The organism is Streptococcus sp. FSL L8-0526 (assembly GCF_038007145.1).
In the GTDB taxonomy this organism is placed as follows: domain Bacteria; phylum Bacillota; class Bacilli; order Lactobacillales; family Streptococcaceae; genus Streptococcus; species Streptococcus thermophilus.
In genome coordinates this window covers 457,705-484,019 of sequence record NZ_JBBOWP010000001.1, presented here as the reverse complement: position 1 = coordinate 484,019, position 26,315 = coordinate 457,705, and the positions used below count along the sequence as shown (strand labels likewise).

At 41.1% G+C, this 26,315-nt stretch carries 24 protein-coding genes and 1 pseudogene; 3 read left to right on the top strand and 22 right to left on the bottom strand.

Translation table 11 applies throughout. The features are described from left to right. Window position 1 precedes the first annotated feature (1 nt). Together NSQ85_RS02675 and NSQ85_RS02670 are read right to left on the bottom strand one after the other, a co-directional pair. Window positions 2-316, bottom strand: a complete 315-nt coding sequence (locus tag NSQ85_RS02675) for a thioredoxin family protein (protein ID WP_340781091.1) — start codon at window positions 314-316, stop codon at window positions 2-4. Then, on the bottom strand, window positions 313-597 hold the full coding sequence (locus tag NSQ85_RS02670; protein ID WP_340781090.1) for a DUF4651 domain-containing protein: 285 nt from the start codon (window positions 595-597) through the stop codon (window positions 313-315). The genes NSQ85_RS02675 and NSQ85_RS02670 overlap by 4 nt, the downstream gene beginning before the upstream one ends. Window positions 598-696: 99 nt before the next feature. Here NSQ85_RS02670 and pepA point away from each other — a divergent pair, with 99 nt between their 5' ends. Together pepA and proC are read left to right on the top strand one after the other, a co-directional pair. Next, on the top strand, window positions 697-1,764 hold the full coding sequence (pepA, locus tag NSQ85_RS02665; RefSeq protein ID WP_179972336.1) for a glutamyl aminopeptidase: 1,068 nt from the start codon (window positions 697-699) through the stop codon (window positions 1,762-1,764). Window positions 1,765-1,779: 15 nt separating this feature from the next. Continuing rightward, the gene (gene proC / locus NSQ85_RS02660) at window positions 1,780-2,550 is read left to right on the top strand and encodes a pyrroline-5-carboxylate reductase (protein WP_179972337.1); all 771 of its coding nucleotides are present in this window, start codon (window positions 1,780-1,782) and stop codon (window positions 2,548-2,550) included. 29 nt (window positions 2,551-2,579) lie between these two features. On the opposite strand, the gene NSQ85_RS02655 is transcribed toward proC, so the two are convergent. From NSQ85_RS02655 to pbp1b, 16 genes and pseudogenes are all read right to left on the bottom strand, one after another. After that, complete coding sequence (locus tag NSQ85_RS02655; RefSeq protein WP_340781089.1) at window positions 2,580-3,242, bottom strand: CPBP family intramembrane glutamic endopeptidase; 663 nt, start codon at window positions 3,240-3,242, stop codon at window positions 2,580-2,582. Between the two features lie 96 nt (window positions 3,243-3,338). Further along, window positions 3,339-3,781: pseudogene (locus NSQ85_RS02650) on the bottom strand (CAAX protease). A 20-nt stretch (window positions 3,782-3,801) separates the two neighbouring features. Beyond that, window positions 3,802-3,990 (bottom strand): helix-turn-helix transcriptional regulator, encoded by a 189-nt coding sequence (locus NSQ85_RS02645; protein WP_340781088.1) that lies wholly within the window; start codon window positions 3,988-3,990, stop codon window positions 3,802-3,804. Between the two features lie 247 nt (window positions 3,991-4,237). After that, a complete protein-coding gene (locus NSQ85_RS02640) occupies window positions 4,238-5,431 on the bottom strand; it encodes an acetate kinase (protein WP_179972340.1) in 1,194 nt (397 codons plus the stop codon). A gap of 55 nt (window positions 5,432-5,486) precedes the next feature. Further along, window positions 5,487-6,443, bottom strand: a complete 957-nt coding sequence (locus NSQ85_RS02635; RefSeq protein ID WP_340781085.1) for a class I SAM-dependent methyltransferase — start codon at window positions 6,441-6,443, stop codon at window positions 5,487-5,489. Window positions 6,444-6,493: 50 nt separating this feature from the next. Then, the gene (gene comGG, locus NSQ85_RS02630) at window positions 6,494-6,805 is read right to left on the bottom strand and encodes a competence type IV pilus minor pilin ComGG (protein WP_179972342.1); all 312 of its coding nucleotides are present in this window, start codon (window positions 6,803-6,805) and stop codon (window positions 6,494-6,496) included. Continuing rightward, window positions 6,783-7,220: a competence type IV pilus minor pilin ComGF gene (gene comGF, locus NSQ85_RS02625; protein ID WP_179972343.1), complete on the bottom strand. Its 438-nt coding sequence runs from the start codon at window positions 7,218-7,220 to the stop codon at window positions 6,783-6,785. The genes comGG and comGF overlap by 23 nt, the downstream gene beginning before the upstream one ends. Next, window positions 7,204-7,497, bottom strand: a complete 294-nt coding sequence (gene comGE / locus NSQ85_RS02620) for a competence type IV pilus minor pilin ComGE (protein ID WP_179972344.1) — start codon at window positions 7,495-7,497, stop codon at window positions 7,204-7,206. Before comGE ends, comGF begins: the two co-directional genes overlap by 17 nt. Beyond that, the gene (gene comGD, locus NSQ85_RS02615) at window positions 7,469-7,897 is read right to left on the bottom strand and encodes a competence type IV pilus minor pilin ComGD (protein WP_269473123.1); all 429 of its coding nucleotides are present in this window, start codon (window positions 7,895-7,897) and stop codon (window positions 7,469-7,471) included. Before comGD ends, comGE begins: the two co-directional genes overlap by 29 nt. Further along, window positions 7,857-8,183: a competence type IV pilus major pilin ComGC gene (gene comGC, locus NSQ85_RS02610; RefSeq protein ID WP_179972346.1), complete on the bottom strand. Its 327-nt coding sequence runs from the start codon at window positions 8,181-8,183 to the stop codon at window positions 7,857-7,859. Before comGC ends, comGD begins: the two co-directional genes overlap by 41 nt. Next, entirely contained in the window at window positions 8,180-9,280 is a 1,101-nt protein-coding gene (gene comGB, locus NSQ85_RS02605) for a competence type IV pilus assembly protein ComGB (RefSeq protein WP_340781533.1), read from the bottom strand. The genes comGC and comGB overlap by 4 nt, the downstream gene beginning before the upstream one ends. After that, window positions 9,162-10,103 carry a competence type IV pilus ATPase ComGA gene (gene comGA, locus NSQ85_RS02600; RefSeq protein WP_179974044.1) on the bottom strand — a complete coding sequence of 314 codons (942 nt, stop codon included), beginning with the start codon at window positions 10,101-10,103 and terminating at the stop codon, window positions 9,162-9,164. Before comGA ends, comGB begins: the two co-directional genes overlap by 119 nt. An 80-nt stretch (window positions 10,104-10,183) precedes the next feature. Further along, complete coding sequence (locus NSQ85_RS02595; RefSeq protein WP_179972348.1) at window positions 10,184-10,546, bottom strand: DUF1033 family protein; 363 nt, start codon at window positions 10,544-10,546, stop codon at window positions 10,184-10,186. Between the two features lie 158 nt (window positions 10,547-10,704). Further along, window positions 10,705-14,343 carry a DNA-directed RNA polymerase subunit beta' gene (gene rpoC / locus NSQ85_RS02590; RefSeq protein WP_179974045.1) on the bottom strand — a complete coding sequence of 1,213 codons (3,639 nt, stop codon included), beginning with the start codon at window positions 14,341-14,343 and terminating at the stop codon, window positions 10,705-10,707. 100 nt (window positions 14,344-14,443) lie between these two features. Next, complete coding sequence (gene rpoB / locus NSQ85_RS02585; protein WP_179974046.1) at window positions 14,444-18,025, bottom strand: DNA-directed RNA polymerase subunit beta; 3,582 nt, start codon at window positions 18,023-18,025, stop codon at window positions 14,444-14,446. A 360-nt stretch (window positions 18,026-18,385) separates the two neighbouring features. Continuing rightward, on the bottom strand, window positions 18,386-20,809 hold the full coding sequence (gene pbp1b / locus NSQ85_RS02580) for a penicillin-binding protein PBP1B (protein ID WP_340781077.1): 2,424 nt from the start codon (window positions 20,807-20,809) through the stop codon (window positions 18,386-18,388). Window positions 20,810-20,910: 101 nt separating this feature from the next. Between pbp1b and tyrS the strand changes: the two genes are divergently transcribed. Beyond that, window positions 20,911-22,167 (top strand): tyrosine--tRNA ligase, encoded by a 1,257-nt coding sequence (gene tyrS, locus NSQ85_RS02575; RefSeq protein ID WP_179972352.1) that lies wholly within the window; start codon window positions 20,911-20,913, stop codon window positions 22,165-22,167. Between the two features lie 127 nt (window positions 22,168-22,294). Here the strand turns inward: tyrS and ilvC are convergent, their stop codons facing one another. From ilvC to NSQ85_RS10690, 4 genes are all read right to left on the bottom strand, one after another. Beyond that, complete coding sequence (ilvC, locus tag NSQ85_RS02570; RefSeq protein WP_002952054.1) at window positions 22,295-23,317, bottom strand: ketol-acid reductoisomerase; 1,023 nt, start codon at window positions 23,315-23,317, stop codon at window positions 22,295-22,297. 76 nt (window positions 23,318-23,393) lie between these two features. Continuing rightward, window positions 23,394-23,870, bottom strand: coding sequence for an acetolactate synthase small subunit (gene ilvN, locus NSQ85_RS02565; protein WP_100284931.1), 477 nt, complete (start codon window positions 23,868-23,870; stop codon window positions 23,394-23,396). Next, window positions 23,863-25,563: an acetolactate synthase large subunit gene (locus NSQ85_RS02560; RefSeq protein ID WP_179972353.1), complete on the bottom strand. Its 1,701-nt coding sequence runs from the start codon at window positions 25,561-25,563 to the stop codon at window positions 23,863-23,865. The genes ilvN and NSQ85_RS02560 overlap by 8 nt, the downstream gene beginning before the upstream one ends. A 133-nt stretch (window positions 25,564-25,696) precedes the next feature. After that, on the bottom strand, window positions 25,697-26,293 hold the full coding sequence (locus NSQ85_RS10690; protein ID WP_445330295.1) for a hypothetical protein: 597 nt from the start codon (window positions 26,291-26,293) through the stop codon (window positions 25,697-25,699). Window positions 26,294-26,315: the final 22 nt, after the last annotated feature.

Below are 26,315 nucleotides of genomic sequence, written 5' to 3'. Positions count from 1 at the left end.
CTTATAGTGTTGCCAAAAAGGCAGTGATTTCTTCTTTGGTTTTACGAGCTTTATTGACCAAACGACCCAATTCCTGACCATTCTGAGTCACGACATAACTTGGGATACCAAAAATATTCCAAGTTTGTGCTAAAGCCATATAATCATCACGGTTAACACGCACAAAGGTCATATCTGGATGGCTGGCTTCAATTTCAGGCATAACGGGGTAGATGAACTGACAGTCCGGACACCAATCGGCAGTAAAAAAGAAGACCACTTTTTGATCACTCTCAACATAGCCCGCCAGTTCTTCAAGATTCTTAGGAATAATCATGCTTGTTCCTCCTCATAGGTCAGCTTGTTCTCTGCATAAACAAAGCTATAGACACGTCCATCCTCTAAGACGATACCTCCTGTGAGCCCAGGATTTTCTTTATCCGTAGGATTCGTATAAAGAACTGCGATGGGGCCCAGATGTGATAATTCTTGTCTAATATCTTGGATTAATGCAGCTTTCTTCATTTCTACGCGTGACTGTCTATACTTCTCTGTCATTGCCAAGAGACCTAAAGCTCCCACGCCTCCAGCAAACAAGGCCAATGTTTTACGTTTCATAAGAAACATTTTACCATAATTTTAGAGGAATGGGGAGAGGCTACCTATCTCTTGAGAATCGTGCTAAAATAGTAGCAAGTACTACTCAAGGAGGATTTTATGACTACCCTATTTAACAAAATTAAAGAAGTAACCGAACTCAAGGCCACTGCGGGCTTTGAGACACCTGTACGTGACTACCTTCGTAAAACTATCACACCGCTCGTAGACGAGGTGCAAACAGATGGCCTTGGTGGTATTTTCGGTATCAAGCATAGTCAAACGGAAAATGCCCCTAAGGTGCTCGTGGCTGCCCACATGGATGAAGTTGGGTTTATGATTAAAGAAATCAAGGCAGACGGGACTTTCCGTGTAGTCGAGCTTGGGGGTTGGAACCCATTGGTTGTCAGTTCTCAACGCTTTACCCTACACACTCGTGACGGCCGTATCTATCCTGTCATCTCAGGTTCAGTCCCACCTCATTTCTTGCGTGGCAGCAGTGGGACTTCAAGTCTTCCTAGTGTCTCTGATATCGTCTTTGATGCTGGTTTTGCCAACCAAGAAGAAGCTAATACCTACGGTGTTTTCCCGGGTGATGTCATTATTCCTGAATCAGAAACGATTCTAACAGCTAATCAAAAAAATGTGATTTCTAAAGCTTGGGACAACCGTTATGGTGTTCTCATGATTCGTGAGCTCTTGGAAAATGTTAAAGATCAAGAACTCAATAATACTCTAATTGCTGGTGCCAATGTTCAAGAAGAAGTTGGTTTACGTGGTGCCCATGTTTCTACCACTAAATTTGATCCTGAAGTTTTCTTTGCAGTGGACTGCTCCCCTGCAGGTGACATCTATGGTAATCAAGGTAAGGTAGGTGATGGTACCCTTATTCGTTTCTTCGATCCAGGTCACATCATGTTGCCAAATATGAAGGATTTCCTTTTAACTACTGCTGAAGAAGCTGGTATCAAATACCAATACTACTGCGCTGCAGGGGGGACAGATGCTGGTGCCGCTCACTTGCAAAATTCTGGAGTGCCATCAACAACTATTGGTGTTTGTGCCCGTTACATTCACTCGCACCAAACCCTATATGCTATGGATGACTTCCTAGAAGCACAAGCCTTTTTACAAGCTATTGTTAAGAAGTTGGATCGCACAACAGTAGATTTGATTAAGAACTACTAAGATAAGGAGTAACCCATGATTATAGGTTTTATCGGTGTCGGAAAAATGGCAACAGCTATTATCAACGGCCTAAATAAAAGCTCACATCGTATCATTATTTCAGGGTCTTCTTTGGCTCGTTCGCGCCAAATTGCAGAGGAACTAGAGGTTGAAGCTGCTGCTTCCCATCAAGAATTAGTAGAAAATGCTGATCTGGTCATCCTTGGTATTAAACCTCAAATGTTTGATAAGGTGCTAACTGACCTCAACTTCCATCAACCTATCATGAGTATGGCTGCTGGAGTGACCTTGGAACGCCTCGCTTCACTCACAAGTGCAGACCTACCTCTTATTCGTATCATGCCTAATCTTAATGCTCAGATTCTTAAGAGCACTACCGGGCTTTGTACCAATGATAAGGTATCTGAGGACCTTTTGGCAGTTGCCAAGGAAATCACAGATAGTTTTGGAACTACTGTTGAATTGGCTGAGAAGGACTTCGATACCTTTACTGCTCTAGCTGGCTCTAGTCCGGCCTATATCGCCCTCTTTATCGAGGCTCTGGCTAAGGCTGGCGTCAAAAATGGCCTAAGTAAGCAAGTTGCTCTGACCATTGCCACACAGACAGTTCTAGCTACTGCTGAAAATCTCAGTCTAGGTAGCGATAGTCCACATGATCTTATTGACAAGGTATGTAGCCCTGGTGGGACCACTATCGCCGGTCTCATGGACCTTGAGCGTACAGGTTTCACCCATAGTGTGGCTTCAAGTATTGATACAACCATTGCCAAAGCCAAAAAATTATAGTAAAAATAAAGCTCGGAAAATTCCGAGCTTTATTTGATATAGGGCGCTAACAATTGCAAAAGTAACATCATTGAAACCGCAATACTATTGTTAATCATATGGGCCATGATACAGTACTCTAACTTTTGAAACTTACGATATACTGTCCCAAGGGTAAACCCCATACCTGCATATATAATCCAGACACCGATACTATTAGGCATATGAGCAAGGCCAAAGAGTAAGCTACTCAAAATCAAGCCAACAATAGAATCTGGATTAAAGACTCGTCCCATGAGGAGCCCTCTAAAAATCAACTCTTCCACAATCGGTGCCATAACCACTGTAACTGTTATGAGAACAAAGGGATTCATATGGGCATTTTCTATGATTTCCTGATTGGTGCTATTACTAACACCTTCCCACATCATGACCATTGCACCAATCCTAGTAACAATGTAAATACCTAGGTAGGTCAAGCCAATCATCCCCCATGCTTTTAAGGAAGAAAGTGTCTTGAATCCCTCAAGAAGACCCATGCGTTTTCCTAAGAAAAGAGCTCCTGCACTAATGAGTAGCATAACCAAAATTAGGAGACTCACTGCCCTCAAGTCTTTAACACGAACAAATATGGTTGGAGCTTGTTCAATACACAAAATTAGAAAAGCCAGTAAAAAATAAAGAAAACGTTTTAAAATGGACTCTTTGCTCATAGTAAGCTACCTCTTTTTATATTTTGTGCTTTTATTATAATACAAATCTACTGTTTTGACAAGACACCATGAAAATAGAGGTACAATTAGGTAATCTTATCCTATTTTAGATAGAATCAGACGAATAAGAGCAAATCCCAGAACCAAGCCATAGAGCAAGATAGATAGGACTGTAACATAGGGCTACTGAATATTAGCAAAGGCATATAGGGCAACCAAAGCAAAGATAAGCGAAAACTCCAGAACCAGTGTTGCAACTGTGCCACCTGCAAAATCTTTTTATTTCGCTCATCATAGGTAAGTAATATACATCTGGTGAAGACGTTTCGAATGCCTAAGCGCTGCAAAATAATAAATCGACAGGGCATAACTCCCAATGGTAACCCCCACTACTAATCCTAACGCATAATCATTAAGACTGTTAGAGCGAACAATAAATAATCCCAAAATACCCAAAGAAAAGAAAGAACATGCTACTCGGGATATGTATTTTTTATAATCTAATTATGTTTCTTCTTTCCTAACGTTTTTAATAACATATCTTTACTCCTTAATCTTCCTAAAAAATAAAAACTTCTTCAATAGTCTTTCCAAAATACCTAGCAATTTTAAAAGCTAGTTCCAACGACGCATTATAGCACCCTTTTTCGAGTGAAATGATGGTCTGTCTCGTGACTCCCATCTCATCTGCTAATTCTGCCTGACTAATCTTATTAGCCTTGCGAAGTTCCTGAATCCTTGTTTCCATATGATACCTCAACTCTATCGTTTCTTCTCAAATATTTCGGCTCTTTTCCTTTTTTGTAAATTTTGCTTTACATTTACAGTAAAGTTTACTTTACATATTTTGTAAACTCTTTTTTACATTTTTTGCGAAATTTTCTTTAGCTTTTCAATGACCACACACAGAAATAGTTGAATGATTCTTTCAAAGCATTCAAAAAAGCTGGCAATTGCTCAGCCAACTTTTCTGGTCTTATCAAATTTTTGATAACTTATTTAGTTTTAAGGCGCTCAACATCACGCGCAATCACCAATTCTTCATTCGTTGGAATAACAAATACTTTAACAGCTGAATCTGCTGTTGTAATATCGCCAACATGTCCGAAAACATTCTTTTCAGGATCCACTTCAATACCAAACCAAGTGAGACCATCCAAAACTGAAGCGCGAACATCCGCAGAATTTTCACCGATACCCGCTGTAAAGACGATAGCATCCGCTCCATTCATGACACCAAAGTATTGAGCGATGTATTTACGCAAACGATCCACATAAAGATCATAGGCCAACGTACATTTTTTATCACCAGCCTCTTTACCAGCAATGATATCACGCATATCGCTTGATTTTTCAGAAATACCAAGAAGACCTGATTCCTTATTAAAGACATGACATATACGTTCAGCATCGGCAATGTCAGGCTCACGGTCAATAATGAATGGAATAATCGCAGGGTCGAGATCTCCAGTACGTGTTCCCATCATAACTCCGCCAAGTGGTGTCAATCCCATTGAAGTATCCACAGATTTACCACCATCAACGGCAGTAATTGAAACACCATTTCCCACATGGGCTGTGATAATCTTCGTTTCTTCAATAGGTTTTCCTAGTAGCTTAGCTGCTTCTTGAGAAACATATTGGTGGCTAGTTCCGTGTGCTCCGTATTTACGAACTTGATAGTCTGTATAATAACGGTTAGGAACTGGGTAACGGTAAGCCACTTCTGGCATAGATGTATGAAAAGCTGTATCAAAAACAGCAACGCTTGTAATATCTGGTAGAAGCTCCTTGAAGGCACGAATCCCTGAGGCTGCACCTGGATTGTGTAACGGTGCCAAGGCTGACAATTCTTCAATCTTAGCCAAGGCATATTCATCCACCAAGCTTGATTCTTTGAAATATTCTCCACCAGCAACCACACGGTGACCAACACCTGTAATTTCATCATAGCTCTTGATAATATCGAAACGAATCAAGTCATCAAGCAAAATTTTTACCGCTTGAACATGGTCAGCAATATCTAAGGTTTGCGATTCAGAACGGTCAGCAAATTTTACTGTTGAAACAGAATCACTCAAGCCAATACGTTCAATCAAACCCTTAGCAAGAACAACTTCTTCTGGCATTTCATATAATTGCCATTTCAAGCTTGAACTTCCTGCATTGATTGCTATTGTTTTTGTCATAAGCACCTCTTTATAAAACGCTTTCAATAATACATACCTATTCTATCATGTTTTACTAGAAAATGGAATTATCTGATTTCCATTTTTGGAAATTCTCTGTAAAATCCTTGAGGACCCTTGGATTTTGCAAATCGCTAAGTGGGTAAACGAAGGTCTCAGGAGCATTTTTAGTTTGTTTTTTTAGCACAAAGATAGACTTCATGTTATGTTTATTGCTAAAAGCTGCTTCTGGAAGAGTAATAACAGCAATAATATCAGCATATCCTGATAACCACTTCTTAAACAGATCACTTTGAGGGCTTGTCAAAAGATTGGTTGGTGCCAAAAAAATAGCAATACCATCTTTCTTCAAATACTTAAGCGATTGCTCCATAAGAAGATGATGGGCATAAGTGTGTTCGCCGGTTGCTGCCACCTTGAAACGACTCGCAATCTCATCATTAGGGTAGTAACCTATAGGTAAATCGCTGATAATAACGTTACTCTCTTTGAGAATATGTGGTCGAACAGCATCCTCTTGGATATAGACCGCTACTGAATTCACCACCTCAGCAATACTAGCTGACAAATCGATAAGAAGATCATCAACTTCCATCCCCATATAATTAAGGGTTCTCTGAGTATTATTTAGAAGAGTTTCAGCCAAGTTCCCTGTTCCCGAACCAATCTCCAAGATATCCAATTGTTTTTCCTGGGTCAAACCTTCGAGCAAGTACAGAATGATAAATCCGATAGCATCTGGTGTAAATTGGTGATTGGCTTGTAAAGCTTCCAATTGCCCTAGTTTGATAAACAAAAACTGAAAAGCACGACGCCACTCCTCTTTACTTAGATTAAGCGCCCGTAATTTCTCGTTGTTTTTGATGATGAGCTCATTAGCAACCTCAGCCCCCAAATAATAGGAATTTTGCTCAATAAGTGCATCGTAAGCATGGGTTCCAAGATCATTTTCAATAGTTTGGACATTTTCTAACAACAGCTCAAAAGCTGTCTCAATTGCTTCAAAATTCATGATTTCCTCCGTTCCTCTATCATATCAAAAAGGAAAGAGAATTTCTATTTCTACTCTTGTTTCTTCACATAACGATAGGTCTTGATTTGGCCTTTACTGGCAACTCTGACAATCACTTGCTTACCCTTAACCTCGTAAGTCGTAGTCCCCTGAGAAAAACTAAAAGCACCTGCTTCCTTATCCACCAAGTCCATAGTCATCTCTGCCATGAGACGGCTTTGACTGGCCACTATTTGCGCTTGGTTTTGTCTAGAGCTAGCTACCACCCGTTCCAGATAAACCTGAAGAAGGAGTGTAAAAATGCCAGCCATAAAAAAAGCGTAGAGAAGAACGCCTCCCCTAACCTGTTTTTTCAAAAGCATAAATAAAATTCCTTTGTAGTCCATTTTTAAGAGTCACTTGGATGGTAACTATCTGGTTCTTTTGACTTACCTTACTAGATTTGACATCGAAAAGCATTGGTTGATAGCCTCGACCGTCAGCATTTGTTTTTCGAAAATCAGAGGCACTTGAAAGACCAAAAGCCAAGTCTTGATTATCCTGCTTGACATAGAGTTTATTCCCCTCTACCTTGACCAACTGACATCCTTCTAATTCTGCCTCCATTTGTTGAACAAATAGAAGCCAGTCTTGGTTTTCTTGTTGTCTTACCTGCTTAACATTACTCACAAGTACAGTGGTTAACCCTTGATAAACTTGAACTGAGCCAGCAATGACCAACAAGGCCACTAGACATTCCAAGAGGGTAAAGGCACGCAGATTACTGCTTAGATACATGAATAATCTCCTTTCCCGATTCATAAACCGTGATACCTTGCTGGCTACGTTTAACTGTCACCGCTATGCCATTTAGCGTTAACTGGTCTTGCTTGGTCTGAACTGCCATTGTTGCCACACTCAAGACATCTTGTTGATGGAGATTATCAGCCATTAGTCTGCGGTTGGTATTAATTTGTTCCAATATCAGACTGCTGACAAGTACTAAAACAGCCATAGCTACCAGGCTTTCAATAAGAATATATCCTCTAAGAGATCGTCTTTTTATATTTACCACTGCCCATGTTAAGCAGATAGGTCACCACCTCCTTATCACTTGAAAAACGAATTTTCGTGAGGCTAGAGTTGCCTCCTTTAGCATCAAACACTAGCGTCTGCCCCTTATCCAGATGAATACTTTTAGGAACAAGCAGACTAGACCTTCCATTACTAACCTTATCCTTAGTTAACTGCAATTCAACATTAGATCCTTCCGCTGATGCCAAGCGCTGACTATCTCGGTATAGGTACTCAAAACGCAGATAGAAAAGATTAATCTCGACCTGCTGAAAAATACCTGTGACTGAGCCTGACAAACTCAGAGTGAGAAAGACAACCACTGCTAGTGTCATCAGGCTCTCCAACAAGGTGAAAGCTCTAATTGGCCACTGAGCGGCTTTCACTACCATGTTTCGCATAGTAATCATTGTATGAATCTGCCTGTTTTTGCGTAATTTGACCTTCTGAAACAAGAGCTGCCAAGCTAGCTGTCTTGTTATTCTTCATTTCATAAAGTTCTGCCTGAGAATCCACGACCTTGACTACAGCCGCATTTCCAGTTTCCTTAACGGAATCCTTCTGCTTGCTTAAGTTAGGAACAAAGAGCAAAAGGAGAATACTGATAATGAGAAGTACGACTAGCATTTCAATCAGAGTAAAGGCTCGTAATTTAACGGCATTCAATTTTTTTAACATCAATTTCATGACATCATTCCTTCCATATTTTGATACATTGGTAATAGCATGGCTACATAGATCATCACAATCACAACTGCAATAATAACAAAAATGAGGGGTTGCACAAAGGTTGTTGCCTTATTAAGACGGTTAAAGAAGTTTTGCCAAACCTCCTCGGCATAAACTTCCAACTCATAGCCCAACCTCGCATTGGCCTCTCCATAAGCAATAATTAGCGAGAGCTCCTTAGTAAAAAACGGATGACTGGCAATACGTTCAGGAAAACTCTGTCCCAGCATCAGGGCTTCTTCCAAATCGGCTCCCAGCTCACGGAAGAGTTTAGACTTTTGCTCTTGCATAAGAGCCACCAAATCTAGCAAATCAACGCCTTGACCTAATAAATTTCCCCATTCCCTAGCATAATAGGCGGTCGTGTAAAGCCTTACTATCTGACCAATAAAAGGGATTTGGGCCATTCGCCTATAAAAAACAAGGGCTGACTGTCGTTTCACCCATAGATAGAGAATTAAGCCCAACACAAGGAATCCACACAAATTCACAAAAAAGAGCTGAGGAAAAATTTGAACCAACTGTACAGCCCAATTATTCCTACCATCACCCTCTAAGAGTTGGGGTAGAAGATAATTTTTAAGTCCTAGCATAATCAGAATCAGAAAACCTAGAAGTAGTATGGGATAAGTCGCCACCTCCATGAGTTTCTTGCGAACCTTTGTCATACGAAGCATATAGGTTTCAATCTTTGTTAGACTCCCTAGAAGATTACCGTGCTTGTCAGCAAGAGAAATCTGAGTAACAATATTGTCCGAAAACCCCACTAACGCGAACATCTGATCCAACCTATCACCGCGTATTAAACTCTCCTTCATAAGAGACAAGGACGTTTCTTTCAGCAAGTGACTTCGCTCCAAAAAGGCTACGATTTCAGTTAAGGTAAAACCGGCCTTTAGAAGTTGTTTGAAGAGCTGGATAACCTTAACTTGCTGACTAATCTTTAATTTTTTCCCCTTGGATATCCCTCTCAGTGAGACATCCTTGTTTAACCAAACCTTCCAACTGATGATTCCAGTTGGTCGACGAATGGTTTTGGAAATTTTCTCTGGCAAAATCAATCACACCTCCTCCCTTGATCAAACGCATGTAGGCAATGCCTTGTAGAGCATTATCCAACTCAGACTTATCTACGCCAAAGTCCAAGAGACGTTCGTAAACGCCAGTAATACTCTTAGCATGAATAGTTGAAAGAACAGTTACACCTGTTAGACTAGCTCTGATAACTGCCCGGGCAGTCTCCTTATCCCGAATCTCCCCAATAATCAAAATATCTGGACGGTGACGTAGAGATAGCTTAATCAAACTATCATAGGTCATATCAATTGCCTTATTAACCTGGAGTTGCAAGACATCATCCTGTTTGATTTCAACAGGATCCTCAATCGAAATTACCTGCTGCCCCTTAAAACACTCCTGAACCAACTCATGCATAAGTGTAGTCTTCCCAGAACCTACGGGACCCGCAAAGAGATACAGTCCTCGATAATCCAAGGCATCCATAATAGGCTGGATTCCTTGATTCCAATACACTAATTCTCGACGTTCGGAATGTAGGATACGGATAACCAAGCTCTCCAAACCTCGATAGTCTCCAACAGTTGATAAACGCAGAGAAACCAAGTGACCGTCATCACAATCATAGTCACATGAACCCAGTTGACTCCTACGCTTTTCACCCACCATCATTCCCGCCACAAATTTAAAGTGACTAATAAGACTAGCCATGAAATCAGGCCGATATACATCAATCAATCTCCTCTCTTGCCCGACTCGCATATAGAGCTCATATTTATCCTGACGTGGAATGAAATAGATGTCTTGAGCCCCACAACTATCAGCATTTTTGATCATTTCCTTAGCAAATTCTGTTATCATAAGGACCTCCTCACAAACCTATTCGTAAAAAGTTTAAGAAAATGAAAAGAAGCCCGAAAAAATTCGAGCTTCTGCATTGTTTAACATTTTATTCTACAACGGGCATGGTTTGGAAGGTCATTTTGTTTTTCATATCCCGGACGGTGTTTTTCCTCAGGAATTTCCTGCCAATCATATAAAAGTGCAATCGATCGATAGACCTGCAAGTATTCGTCACACTCCTCACACCAGTGTTTATCCTCTTGGTCCCAAAAAGCAGTCATGACACTACTACGGCTGATGTAACTTGGCAAGATTTCTTTCATGGCAAACCAAAGTTTTTTATAGTACTTGAGGGCATCGTAAAAATTTTCAAATTCCTTAGTACTTATGATATCCTCCTGCCAACCTTCCAAGAACCACCACGGTTCCATATCCCCTTTCATTTCAACTACTTGGTACATTTTTCTTTCTCACTTCATCTTTAGTGTCCTTATTATACAAAATTTTCTAGAAAAGATAAAAAATATGGTCTTATGTTTCACACATAGCAAGAATAGAAGCGTTTTTGATGATATAAATACAAAAAGAACCCATATTTGTGAGTTCTTTTATTTTAGTCTTAGTCTTCAGATGATTCCACAATTGCTTCATCAACAGCAATGTTTTCAATAAATTCAACTTCGTTAACTGCAAGTGGTTCAATGTTACGGTAGCGATCCATACCTGTACCAGCAGGGATAATCTTACCAATGATAACATTTTCTTTAAGACCAAGAAGATGATCTTTCTTACCACGGATAGCTGCATCTGTAAGCACACGTGTCGTTTCTTGGAAGGAAGCCGCTGATAAGAATGAATTTGTTTCAAGTGAGGCTTTAGTAATACCAAGAAGGACTGGACGAGATGTTGCAGGAACACCACCAGAGATAACAATATCCTTGTTAGCATCTGTGAAGTCAGAAATGTCCATAAGTGTACCTGGAAGGAGATCTGTGTCACCTGGATCCATAACACGTACTTTACGAAGCATTTGACGAACCATTACTTCGATGTGTTTGTCACCGATTTCTACCCCTTGGCTACGGTAAACTTTTTGCACTTCTGCAAGAAGATAAGTTTCAACTGACAAGGTATCACGTACTTCAAGGAGACGTTTCGGGTGGATTGACCCTTCTGTCAAGGCCTCACCACGGTGTACTTCGTCACCAACTTTTACTTTCATACGAGCTGTAAATGGAACGACATATTCACCCGTTCCAGTCTTACCTTGAACGAAGACTTTCTTAGTACGTGTCGTAGCATCTTCTTCAATTTTGATAACAGTACCCGTAACTTCAGTGATAACCGCTTCCCCTTTAGGCTTACGTGCTTCAAAGATTTCCTGGACACGCGGAAGACCCTGTGTGATATCGGTGTTGGAGGCTACCCCACCGGTGTGGAAAGTACGCATGGTAAGCTGTGTACCTGGTTCCCCGATAGATTGGGCAGCGATGGTACCAACTGCTTCACCAACTTCAACCGCATCACCTGTTGCCAAGTTGATACCGTAACAGTGACGACAGACACCGTGACGAGTGTTACATGTAAAGACTGAACGGATAGTTACTTCTTCAACACCAGCATTGACAATAGCTGCAGCCATATCTTCAGTAATCAAAGTATCTGGACCAACGATAACTTCGCCAGTTTCAGAATGTTTAACAGATTTCTTAGTGTAACGACCAACAAGACGTTCTTCAAGAGTTTCTATTACTTCTTTACCATCAGTAATGGCACGAATAACAAGACCACGGTCAGTTCCACAATCGTCTTCACGAATGATAACGTCTTGGGCAACGTCAACCAAACGACGAGTAAGGTAACCAGAGTCGGCAGTCTTAAGGGCTGTATCGGTCATACCTTTACGCGCACCGTGAGTAGAGAAGAACATTTCCAAAACGCTCAAACCTTCACGGAAGTTTGAAAGGATAGGCAATTCCATGATACGTCCGTTAGGAGCAGCCATCAAACCACGCATACCGGCAAGTTGAGAGAAGTTAGAGATGTTACCACGAGCTCCTGAGTCCATCATCATAACGATTGGATTCTTAGGATCTTGTGTCTCAATCAGACGTTTTTCAAGTGCTTCTTTCGCTTCACGCCATGTTGTTGTAACAGCAACATAACGGTCATCTTCTGTCATCAAACCACGACGGAAAGCTTTGTTGATTTCTTCAACACGGTGGTGAGCAGCATCGATAATTTCTTGTTTGTTATCGATAACTGGGATATCGGCGATACCCACTGTCAATCCAGAAAGTGTTGAGTGGTAGTAACCAAGGTCTTTCAAACGGTCAAGGAAAGCTGATGTTTCAGTTGTACGAAGACGTTTGAAGATTTCAGCAATGATGTTACCAAGATGTTTCTTCTTAAATGGTACATTGATTTCCAAGCTGTCAATAGCAGATTGAATATCTTGTCCTGGTGCCAAGAAGTACTTATCTGGAGTTTTTTCTGTTAGATTAGCATTGTTTGGCTCTTGAAGGTAAGGTAAATCCTCAGGCATGATATCGTTGAAGAGAATCTTACCTACAGTTGTAACCAGGATTTTATGTTTCTGTTCGTCAGTCCATGGCTTATTTGGCATGCTATCAACGGCAATACCCACACGAGTATGCAAGTGAACATAACCATTGTGGTAAGCCATAACTGCTTCATCACGGTCCTTGAAGATCATTCCTTCACCTTCACGACCTGAGTCTTCCATAGTAAGGTAGTAGTTACCAAGAACCATATCTTGAGATGGTGTTACGACTGGTTTACCATCTTTAGGGTTAAGGATGTGTTCTGCGGCAAGCATAAGAATACGTGCTTCAGCTTGTGCTTCTTCAGAAAGTGGCACGTGGATGGCCATTTGGTCACCATCGAAGTCGGCATTGTAGGCTTCACAAACAAGTGGGTGAAGACGAAGAGCCTTACCATCAATCAAGACGGGTTCAAAGGCCTGGATACCCAAACGGTGGAGGGTAGGTGCGCGGTTAAGAAGCACTGGGTGTTCCTTGATAACATCTTCAAGAATATCCCAAATACGTTCGTCACCACGCTCAACCATACGTTTAGCAGCTTTCACGTTACCTGCGTATTCACGAGCAACGATTTCACGCATAACAAATGGTTTGAAAAGTTCGATGGCCATCAAACGGGGCACACCACATTGATACATTTTAAGTGTTGGACCAACGGCAATAACGGAACGGCCAGAGAAGTCGACACGTTTACCCAGCAAGTTTTGACGGAAACGACCTTGTTTACCTTTAAGCATGTGGCTCAAAGATTTAAGTGGACGACTACCTGGTCCAGTAATTGGACGACCACGACGTCCATTATCAATAAGAGCGTCTACCGCTTCTTGCAACATACGTTTTTCGTTTTGCACGATGATACCTGGAGCACCCAACTCAAGCAAACGAGCCAAACGGTTATTACGGTTGATAACACGACGGTAGAGGTCGTTCAAGTCAGATGCTGCAAAACGTCCACCGTCCAATTGAACCATCGGACGAAGATCTGGTGGCAATACTGGCAAGATGTTAAGCACCATCCATTCTGGTTTATTACCAGACTTGTAAAAGGCATCAAGAACATCCAAACGACGAACTGCTTTAACACGTTTTTGACCAGTTGCTGTCTTCAACTCTTCTTTGAGTTCAGCAATTTCGGCTTCCAAATCTACTTGTTTCAAGAGATCTTGGATAGCTTCTGCACCCATTTTAGCGACAAATGAACCATGACCATACTCTTGCAATTTTTCACGATATTCACGTTCAGTCAAGAGAGATTTTGGCTCAAGCGGTGTTTCCTTTGGATCGATAACCACGTAAGCTGCGAAGTAAATGACTTCTTCAAGTGCACGAGGACTCATATCCAAAGTCAATCCCATACGAGAAGGGATTCCCTTGAAGTACCAGATATGTGATACTGGTGCTTTCAACTCGATGTGACCCATACGTTCACGACGAACCTTAGCACGTGTTACTTCAACACCACAGCGGTCACATACGATCCCTTTATAACGGATACGTTTGTATTTCCCACACGCACATTCCCAGTCTTTAGTAGGACCAAAGATCACTTCGTCGAAGAGACCTTCACGTTCTGGTTTGAGCGTACGGTAGTTGATTGTTTCAGGTTTCTTAACCTCACCATAAGACCATGAACGGACCTTAGTTGGTGAAGCTAGTGTGATTTGCATACTTTTAAATCGATTTACGTCAACCACTAGTATTCCCTTTCTTTTGTTCTATTGACAATAGCAGCGCTATTTTCACCTTTATCAGCTACCTTAGCAGAGAGATTTAACTCCCTCTCTAAAGCCTATTTTATTCTGTTTTATCTGAAGCTTCTTCTTTAGCTTTTTCTAATTCAGCAGCTTCTTTGGCTTGTTGTACACGTGCTTTTTCAAGATCATCAACGTGCATGACGTCATCGTCTTCACCTTCATCAAGATCACGCAATTCAACTTCATAGTCATCCTCATCAAGAACACGCATATCAAGACCAAGTGATTGTAATTCTTTAACGAGTACTCGGAATGATTCTGGTACACCTGGTTTTGGAATTGGTTTTCCTTTAGTGATAGCTTCATAGGCTTTCAAACGTCCGTTAACGTCATCTGACTTGTAAGTCAAGATTTCTTGAAGAATGTTTGAAGCACCATAAGCTTCAAGAGCCCAAACCTCCATCTCACCGAAACGTTGTCCACCAAATTGTGCTTTACCACCAAGAGGTTGTTGGGTAACGAGTGAGTAAGGACCTACCGAACGAGCGTGAAGTTTATCATCAACCATGTGGTGAAGTTTGATCATGTACATGACACCAACTGACACACGGTTATCAAATGGCTCTCCTGTACGTCCATCGTAAAGGATTGTCTTAGCATCACTATCCATACCAGCTTCACGAACAGTATCCCAGAGATCTTCTGAGCTTGCCCCATCAAAGACTGGTGTTGCGATGTGGATACCCAAGTTACGAGCAGCCATACCAAGGTGAAGTTCCATAACCTGACCAATGTTCATACGTGATGGCACCCCAAGAGGGTTCAACATGATATCAACTGGTGTACCGTCTGGAAGGTAAGGCATGTCTTCAACAGGGACAATACGAGAAACAACCCCTTTGTTACCGTGACGACCGGCCATCTTATCTCCGACCTTGATTTTACGTTTTTGAGCAACGTAAACACGAACAAGCATGTTAACACCTGATTGCAATTCATCACCGTTTGCACGTGTAAAGATTTTAACATCACGAACGACACCATCACCACCATGAGGTACACGGAGTGATGTATCACGTACTTCACGAGATTTATCACCAAAGATAGCATGGAGAAGACGTTCTTCAGCAGAAAGGTCTTTTTCACCCTTAGGTGTTACCTTACCAACAAGAATATCACCTTCTTTAACCTCAGCACCGATACGGATAATACCCATTTCGTCAAGGTCTTTAAGGGCTTCTTCACCAACGTTCGGCAATTCACGTGTGATTTCTTCAGGTCCAAGCTTTGTATCACGTGTTTCTGATTCGTATTCTTCCAAGTGAACAGATGTATAAACATCGTCTTTCACTAGGCGTTCACTCATGATAACAGCATCCTCGAAGTTGTAGCCTTCCCATGTCATGTATGCGACAATAGGGTTTTGACCGAGGGCCATTTCTCCACCTTCCATAGATGGACCATCAGCGATAAAATCTCCTTTTTCGACAATATCACCAACCTTAACCAAAGTACGTTGGTTATAGGCAGTACCTGAGTTTGAACGACGGAATTTTTGAATAGTATAGACGTCAAGAGAACCATCTTCACGACGAACTTCAACCTTATCGGCATCAGAATAGACAACTTTACCATCATGTTTAGCGATAACTGCAGCACCTGAATCGTGGGCAGCTTGATATTCCATACCAGTACCAACAAGTGGTGCTTTTGGATCAATCAATGGCACAGCTTGACGTTGCATGTTGGCACCCATGAGGGCACGGTTAGAGTCGTCGTTTTCCAAGAAAGGAATACATGCTGTCGCAACGGCAACTACCTGTTTAGGAGAAACATCCACGAAATCTACAAGGTGTGATGGGTACTCTTGGTTAACACCTTGGTGACGACCCATGACAATTTCTTCTGCAAATGTTCCATCTTCGTTCAATTTAGAGTTAGCCTGAGCAACTATGTACTCATCTTCTTCGTCGGCAGTCAACCAAACCACTTCGTTTGTTACTTTACCAGTTGCACGGTCAACCTTACGATATGGTGTTTGAATGAAACCGTACTTGTTAAGGCGTCCGTATGTAGACAAGTTATTGATCAAACCAATGTTAGGTCCTTCAGGTGTTTCAATTGGACATATACGACCGTAGTGCGTGTAATGCACGTCACGAACTTCATATCCGGCACGGTCACGTGTCAAACCACCCGGTCCCAAGGCTGACAAACGACGTTTGTGTGACAACTCTGACAATGGGTTGTGCTGGTCCATGAACTGTGACAACTGTGAAGAACCGAAGAATTCTTTAACAGCTGCAGTTACAGGACGAATATTGATGATTTGTTGTGGTGTCAAGACTTCATTATCTTGAACTGACATACGTTCACGCACGTTTCGTTCCATACGAGCCAAACCAATACGGAATTGGTTAGCAAGCAATTCACCAACGGCACGGACACGACGGTTACCAAGGTGGTCGATATCATCTACTTTACCGATACCTTCAGCAAGGTTGAGGAAGTAGCTCATTTCAGCCAAGATATCCGCTGTTGTCAAAGTACGAACTTTATCATCTGGGTTGGCATTACCAACAATTGTAACCACACGATCTGGATCATTTGGTGCAACGACCTTGAATTTTTGAAGAACAACAGGTTCTGTAACCACTGCATAATCGTTTGGTGTGTATACAAATTTGTTCAAATCACCGTCCAAGTGTTCTGCGATTGAATCAATCACATCACGTGTCATTTTAGTACCAGCTTCAACAAGGATTTCACCTGTTTCAGGATCTACCAAGTTTTCAGCAATTGTTTGTCCCAAAAGACGTGTCTTGATGTTAAGTTTTTTGTTAACTTTGTAACGACCAACAGCAGCCAAGTCGTAACGACGTGGGTCAAAGAAACGAGCTACAAGCAAGCTACGTGAGCTGTCAGCAGTTTTTGGTTCACCTGGACGAAGTCTTTCATAAATTTCTTTAAGCGCTTCATCAGTACGTGAATCTGCTGGATTTTTGTGGATATCTTTTTCAATAGTGTTACGAACCAACTCGCTATCACCAAAGATATCAACAATTTCGTCATCACCTGAGAATCCAAGTGCACGCACAAGCGTTGTGAATGGAATCTTACGCGTACGGTCGATACGAGTGTAGGCGATGTCTTTTGAATCAGTTTCAAGCTCAAGCCATGCCCCACGGTTAGGAATAACTGTTGATCCGTAACCCACTTTACCGTTTTTATCGACCTTATCGTTAAAGTAAACACCAGGTGAGCGCACCAACTGAGAAACGATAATACGTTCACCACCATTGATGATAAAAGTACCCATCTCAGTCATAATTGGGAAATCTCCGAAGAAGACTTCCTGAGTTTTGATTTCACCAGTTTCTTTGTTAATAAGACGGAAAGTCACAAAGATTGGTGCTGAGTATGATGCATCATGGATACGAGCTTCTTCAAGTGTATACTTAGGTTCCTTCAATTCGTAACCAACAAATTCCAATTCCATGGTGTCTGTGAAGTTTGAAATAGGAAGTACATCCTCAAAAACCTCTTTAAGACCAGTATCTAAGAATTCTTTGAATGAATCCGTTTGGATTTCAATCAAGTTTGGTAAATCAAGAACTTCTTTGATTCTTGAAAAACTACGACGGGTACGATGCTTCCCGTATTGAACGTCATGTCCTGCCAAGTCTTCTACTCCTTTTCTACATTCGAGACCTGCTTTGCAAGTCGTGCACTTTAAATATTTGTCTCCTGCCTTTTTTGGTTGCTTGTCCCGATAACAAGTGATTAGATATTAACATCGACTTATCGGATTAGCGATAAGCGATAACTTTAATATGTAAATTTTTAGAACTTTTAAATATTCATTACAAAATCCAAAAATCCTAAAAATAAGCACAAAAATAGCAGCTAAATCTGACCGAAAAAACGTTGATTTAACTGCTGTATCACTTGATTGGACAATATTTCAATCAAATAAGACGACAAATAGCTGTCTATATTGTACCTAAATTTTAACTATTTTGCAAGTATTATTGGAAATAGCCTAATGTTCTCCAAGAATACTAGACCAAGCTTTTTGGTAGTCACTATCCGTTCCACCAATGGCAAACTTGTAGATTGTATCGCCAGGTCCATTTTTAGCCCAATAACTATCAACCATTTCACCACTTACAGAGACATTACGGCCATTGACCGATACCGTTGCTGGCTTAAGGCCTGTCGACTTGAGCACACTTGCCTTAATGGCGCTTGAATCTATATTAAACTTATCTCCCGTTTTGAAAATACCTGGATTAGCATTATAGATGGCTGAAGTCAAATGAGCCATATATTGGGCATTGTAGGTGTAACCCGTTTTAGAATTGGTAGGTGCATTGTCATCATAACCAGCCCAACCTCCGAGGGTAATGCCAGGCGTCGATACAACCAACCAAGAATCAGCAAAGTTATCAGTTGTCCCTGTTTTACCCATCCAGTCAGCTGACGCCGCTGCACCATTGACATTTTTTAACTCCGAATAAAATTGGGTTGTCGCTCCCTTAACCACAACTTCTTTAAGTAAGTTATCCATAATGCTAGCCGTAGCCCTTGTAAAGACCTGAACCCCTTTAGGTTTATGTTGATAAATAACCTCACCAGCGCTATCAGTAATACTATCAATCATATAACCTTTTTCATAGACACCGCCATTTGAAAGCATTTGATAGGCGTTTACCTGCTGAGCAACAGTAGTTTCAATCCCACCACCAAGGGGCAGACTCTCAATATTGTAGTTAGCAATCTTATAACCCATCTTGGTCATATAGCCCTCAACGTCAACATCATGATGTTGAAGCATTTGATAGGTCCAAAAGGCAGGAATATTCCACGACGTATTAAGCGCCTCTTGCAAATTCATCATGGCCGTTCCCTTATCGCCATCATGAAGAATCGGTGTCCCACCTGTAAAATTAGTTGGATAATTTGAAAGGATACTTGAGCTACCCATTAAACCTTGGTCAATGGCAATTCCATAAGCAATAATAGGCTTAATAGAAGATCCAGGAGAACGAGCAGTATCAAAGGCATGGTTATTCTGGTTATTCTCATAATTACGACCACCAACAAATCCTAAGATCGCTCCAGTCGCATTGTCCATTAGTACATTTCCAACTTCGACCCCGTTATTTCCACCCTGATCAAGTAGATCTCCATATTGGTTCGCAGTATCTTGCATCGCATGGTAGACAGCATTGTCAATTGTTGTCTTAACATGATAACCACCTGTTTGTAGCTCTCGGAGAGCCATCTCACGGTAGGCTTCCTTTGTCGTATCATTTTTCAAATCTTGACTAGATACCTTGTCACGCTTCACCAAATAATCATACATGATATCTTGAGCTTCAGACATGACTGAATAGTACAAATAGTCATGACTGACAGCATCTGGATTCTCACAAGCCTTGAAATCTTGAGTAACGTCATAACTCTTATAACTTTCGTATTGTGACTTATCTAGGTAACCGCCTCGATAGAGATTGTAGAGTACATCTTTCTGACGTGCCAAGCCATAGGAAAGATCTTTTTCATTTTTTAGTTGACCATCCGCAGTATAGGGTGAATAGACAATTGGGCTCTGTGGTAAACCTGCCAGATAAGCTGCCTGAGGGACTGTCAAATCTGCTGCAGAGACCCCAAAAATCCCTTGTGCAGCCTCTTCGATACCAGCAATATTTTTCCCCTTGTTGTTACGGCCAAAAGGAGAAACATTCAGATAATCAGTTAAAATTTCATTTTTCGAAGCATGACGTTCCAGTTGTAGTGCATAGATAATCTCTGCCACTTTACGTTTAAATGTTGGAGTATCTCCTGTAACCTGTTGTTTTATCAATTGCTGTGTTAGGGTTGAACCACCACTAGAGGAACCTACTCCCAAGACTGAGGATACCAAGGCTCTAAAGACAGCTTTTGGTACAACCCCCTTATGCTTATTGAAATTTTCATCCTCAGTAGCAATAATGGCATTTTTAACATTATTAGAAATTGCATCACTATCAATAGGAGTTCTAAGCAGGTCCGTATCAATATCTGCAATCTTCTTAGAATCAGAATAACTCATCGAAGACACCAAACTAACCTCGCCAATCTGATTCAACAAGGTTTTATCCTTAATCAATGGAACAGACTCTATCTGACTGCTCAGATAGCCCAAGCCAAGCCCAGTACCAAACAAGGTTAAGACAATAATGACCACATAAAAGAAATCAGACAAGAGCTTTAATGTCTTTAAAAAAACATCAGCCATGTCTAAGACTGTCATTCTGTCTTCAGGCGACTTCTCCGCTTGCTTACGATTCCACTTAGATTTAATTCCAGCCTTCCTTACTTTCAAAAATTTATCTCTTTTTTTAGAATTGGAGCCGGCAAACTTTTCACGAAAAACCTTCCCTAACCGTCTAAAATAATTTATTATTTTTTCAAAATTCATAGAAATACCTCAAGCTCTATTATAGCAAACTTTGACAAAGCTTGCATAGGGTTGCTTTCTTTTGGTATAATGGTGCAGAATATACTTTACTGGAGAATATCATGACAATTTTTGAAGAACTAAAAGCACGTGGCTTGATTTTTCAAACCACAGATGAAGAAGCCCTTGTAAAAGCCCTTGAAGAAGGGCCAGTCTCATTCTACACCGGTTATGACCCAACAGCAGACAGTCTCCATCTTGGACACCTCGTCGCTATCCTTACTAGTCGTCGCCTTCAATTGGCTGGCCACAAACCTTACGCCCTCGTTGGAGGTGCGACAGGTTTGATTGGTGACCCATCATTTAAAGATGCTGAGCGTAGCCTCCAAACCAAAGAAACCGTTGAAGGTTGGGTAGAAAAAATCCAAGGCCAACTCTCTCGCTTCCTTGATTTTGAAAATGGTGATAACAAAGCCGTTATGGTCAACAACTATGACTGGTTTGGTTCAATTAGTTTCATCGATTTCTTGCGTGATGTCGGTAAATACTTCACAGTTAACTACATGATGAGTAAGGAATCTGTTAGGAAACGTATCGAAACAGGTATCTCTTACACTGAGTTCGCTTACCAAATTATGCAAGGTTACGACTTCTATGAACTCAATGCTAAATATGGCGTAACCCTACAAATTGGTGGTTCTGACCAATGGGGTAACATGACAGCAGGTACTGAGCTCTTGCGTCGTAAAGCGGACAAATCTGGACACGTAATCACAGTTCCACTTATCACAGATTCAACTGGTAAAAAATTCGGCAAATCTGAAGGTAACGCTGTCTGGCTTGACGCTACTAAGACAACACCTTACGAAATGTACCAATTCTGGCTTAACGTTATGGACGATGATGCCGTTCGTTTCTTGAAAATTTTCACTTTCTTGTCACTTGAAGAAATCGAAGAAATCGGTAAAGAATTTGACCAAGCTCGTCACCAACGTTTAGCACAAAAGGTTCTGGCTCGAGAAGTTGTTACTTTGGTTCACGGTAAAGAAGCCTATGAACAAGCTGTTCATATCACCGAACAACTCTTCGCTGGTAACCTTAAAGCCCTCTCAGCACGTGACCTTAAAGTTGCCCTCAATGGTGTCCCAACCTATGAGATTTCAGCAGATGAAAATCTTAACATTGTTGAACTTCTCGTCAATGCTAAAATTTCACCATCTAAACGTCAAGCACGTGAAGACGTGCAAAACGGTGCTATCTATATCAACGGTGAACGCGTGCAAGACTTGGATTACACTCTTTCAGATACCGATAAGATTGACAATGAAATCACTGTTATCCGTCGCGGTAAGAAGAAAAACTTTGTTTTAACTTACTAATTTATGACCATTCTCACTCCCTAGTGGAGTGAATTTTTTTTACACACAAAGCCATAAGCTTAACACCTAACCACTTTCTTAAGAACACAAAAAAACCAGCACTAGGCTGGTTTTTGAGACTATCGCATTAGTTATAGATTTTGAATGCATCATCGTCATTTTGACCAACGAATGGCATTGCTTTACGCAATTCAGCACCAACTTTTTCGATTTCAAGGTTAGCAGCTTCTTCACGGTAAGCAGTAAGTTTTGGACGTCCAGCTTTGTAGTCGTTAACGAAGTCATTAGCGAATTTACCATTTTGGATATCAGCAAGAACTGCTTTCATGTTTTCTTTCACTTGTTCAGTGATAACACGTGGACCTGATACATAGTCACCGAATTCAGCAGTGTTAGAAATTGATTGACGCATTTTCTTGAATCCACCTTCGTAAATCAAGTCAACGATTAATTTCATTTCGTGAAGTACTTCAAAGTAAGCCAATTCTGGTGCATATCCAGCTTCAGTCAAGACTTCAAAACCAGTTTCGATAAGGGCAGTCAAACCACCACAAAGAACTGCTTGTTCACCAAACAAATCTTCTTCAGTTTCTTCTTTGTATGTTGTTTCAAGAAGACCTACACGTGCTGCACCAATACCTTTACACCAGTCCATAGCGATGTCTTTAGCGTTACCTGTAGCATCTTGGTATACTGCGTAAAGGGCAGGTACACCAAAACCTTCTTCAAATGTACGACGTACCAAGTGACCTGGTCCTTTAGGTGCACACATAAATACATCAACATCTGCTGGTACTTTAATAAATTCAAAGTGGATGTTGAAACCGTGAGCAAAACCAACAGCGTTACCAGCTTCAAGATTTGGAGCGATTTCTGCTTCGTAAAGTTCTTGTTGGATTTCGTCTGGAGCCAAAATCATGATAACATCAGCCAATTTAGTTGCTTCTGCTACTGTGTAAGTATCAAAACCATCTTCTTTAGCTTTATCAAATGATTTACCTGGACGAACACCGATGATAACATCGTGACCTGTATCACGCAAGTTTTGTGAGTGAGCGTGACCTTGTGAACCGTAACCGATAACGGCGATTTTTTTACCATCAAGTGCTGGTACTTTTACATCTTTTTCATATTCCATTTGAACTGCCATAGTAGTATATCTCTTTTCTAAAATAATATTTAATTGCCTTTTTTAAGGCTAGGTTAACAAATTTATAATGGATTTTTTAATCACGGGTCAATCCAGTAGCACCCGTACGAGCAATATTCTTGATACCGTAAGGTCGAATAACTCGTAGAAGCGCCTCACTCTTTTCAACATCTCCAGTCATCTGGATAGTGATAGAGCTTGGTGCAACATCCACCACCGAAGCACGGAAAGGTTGAATGATTGCCAAGATTTCAGCACGTTTAGAAGTTGGTGCCGACACCTTAACCAAGATAACCTCGCGTTCCAAGTGGGGACCATCAGTGATGTCACGAATGCGAATCACATCAATCTGACGATTAAGTTGTTTAATAATCTGCTCAACCTCATTATGAGAATTCACATCAATGATAATGGTAATACGTGAAACATCAGGATTTTCCGTTGCTCCAACGGAAATACTCTCAATATTGACCTGACGGCGTGAAAGCACTCCAGTGAAACGATTAAGAACACCTGATCGGTTCTGAAGTTTAGCTGTTAACATTCTACGCATTGAACTTCACCCCCAACATTTCATGATTACTCTTACCAGCTGGAACGATTGGCAAAACATGCTCTTTACGAGAAATATCAACCTCGATGAACATCGGCACATCCTCTATGATAACTTCCAAATCCTGATCAATCGTTTCTGGATTATCAAACTTATAAGACTTAATCCCATAAGCTTGAGCCATCAGTTGAAAATCAGGAAGAGTATTAAAGACAGACTCTGATGTACGCCCTTCGTAGAAGGACTCTTGCCATTGACGTACCATACCAAGTGAGTGGTTATTCAACATAACAATCTTGATTGACACCTTGTAAATATTTAAAATAGCCAATTCTTGGTTCGTCATTTGGAAACCACCATCACCAACAAAGAGGATAACTTCTTTATCAGGATTAGCAATTTTAGCACCAATTGCTGCTGGAACACCAAATCCCATAGTTCCAAGACCACCTGATGTCACCAGTTGACGCTCATTTTGATATGGATAATACTGAGCTGTCCACATTTGATGTTGCCCAACGTCAGTGACAACAACTGCATTACCCTCGGTCAATTCACCAATACGCTCGATAACCGCCTGAGGCTGTACCATACGTTCTTTCTTATCGTAAGAACGTACACGCTCTTTATCTTTTTTGACTTTTTCGATCCATTTTTCAGTGTTATTCTTAACCACTGGTTCTGCTAAGAGCATTTCAAGAGCTTGCTTGGCATCACCAACAACTGGCAAATCTACCGCAATAATCTTGCCAATCTCAGCCGGATCTATATCAATATGAACAACCTTTGCATTCTTAGCAAATGTTTTTGGATTACCTGTCAAGCGGTCATCAAAACGACAACCTATGGCGATCATAAAGTCAGCATCAGTCATAGCAATATTAGCTGCATATGAACCGTGCATACCCCCCATACCCAAGAAGAGGGGATGACTAGTAGCAATTGTTCCCTGACCTAGAAGACTCGTAACAACTGGAATTTGGTAGCGTTCTGCAAAAGCAACTAGCTCCTTAGCAGATTCAGAATAAGCCACTCCACCCCCAGCTACAATAACCGGCTTCTTAGCTTTGCCCAACTGTTTCAAGATTTTCTTAATTTGCATCTCGTTTGGTCTTAGCGTCGGTTGGTAACTTGGAAGATTGATTTCAGGATCGTTGATGAAGGCAGTTTCCTTAGCTACAACATCTTTTGGAAGGTCGATAACAACCGGACCAGGACGTCCTGTCGTTGCGATATGAACCGCTTCTCGAATAATACGAGGAATATCAGCCGTATCACGAATCTGGTAGTTGTATTTGGTAATTGGCATGGTAATTCCGACAATGTCAGCCTCTTGGAAGGCATCCTTACCAATACCTGATGTTGCTACCTGACCCGTAAAGACCAGAAGAGGTACACTATCACTCATAGCATCTGCAATCCCGGTAATAGCATTCGTTGCACCGGGACCACTCGTTACAAGAGCAACACCAAGTTTCCCAGTTGATTTAGCATAACCTTCAGCTTCATGCAGGCTTCCTTGCTCATGACGAGACAAAATATGATTAATCTCTTCATTTTTGTAAATAGCATCATACAAAGGAAGAACCGCTCCGCCAGGATACCCAAAAATGGTTGAAATCCCAAGTTCGAGAAGTGTATCAAGAATCAAATCAGCACCAGAGCGTGCTTCTTCAAGTTCAATTTTCTCCACATGGACCTCCTTTAGCAATTGTTTTTTTCGAATTGTCTAAAAATTCAAAACCTTGTATACTATAATAACATTTTTAACTAAATTTGCAAGGGTTTCAGAGAAAAATATCACAAACTCTTCGGAAATAATATTCTTAGTTTTTTTCTTGTGCCTGACGTTCTGCTTTACGTTCTTCAAATTCTTCATCACTCATAAGAGTTCCTCCGACATTAGCTGATTTAGCAAAAACAGCGTAACGGCGCAACCAGCCACTTGAGATCTTAGATGTGAAAGGCTTCAAGTGCTTACGGCGTGCTTCAAATGTCACATCATCAACGAGCAAATCAAGGGTACGATTCGGAAGATCAATCACAATTTCATCCCCATCTTCAATCAGAGCTATATTGCCACCTTCCGCAGCTTCTGGAGATACGTGACCAATAGCAATACCACGAGTTGCTCCTGAGAAACGACCATCAGTAATCAGAGCAACATCCTTGCCAAGACCGCGGCCTACAATCTTAGAGGTTGGCGCTAACATCTCTGGCATACCAGGACCACCCTGAGGACCCTCGTAACGAATGACAACAACATGACCCTTCTTAACTGTTCCATTATCAATCAATTCAAGAGCTTGAGCTTGTGAATCGCAACAAATAGCCTTACCACGGAAAGTTTTAACGGATGGATCTACACCATCAACCTTGATAGCAGCCCCATCCTGAGCAATATTTCCATAAAGGATAGACAAACCGCCAACCGGTGAAATAGGT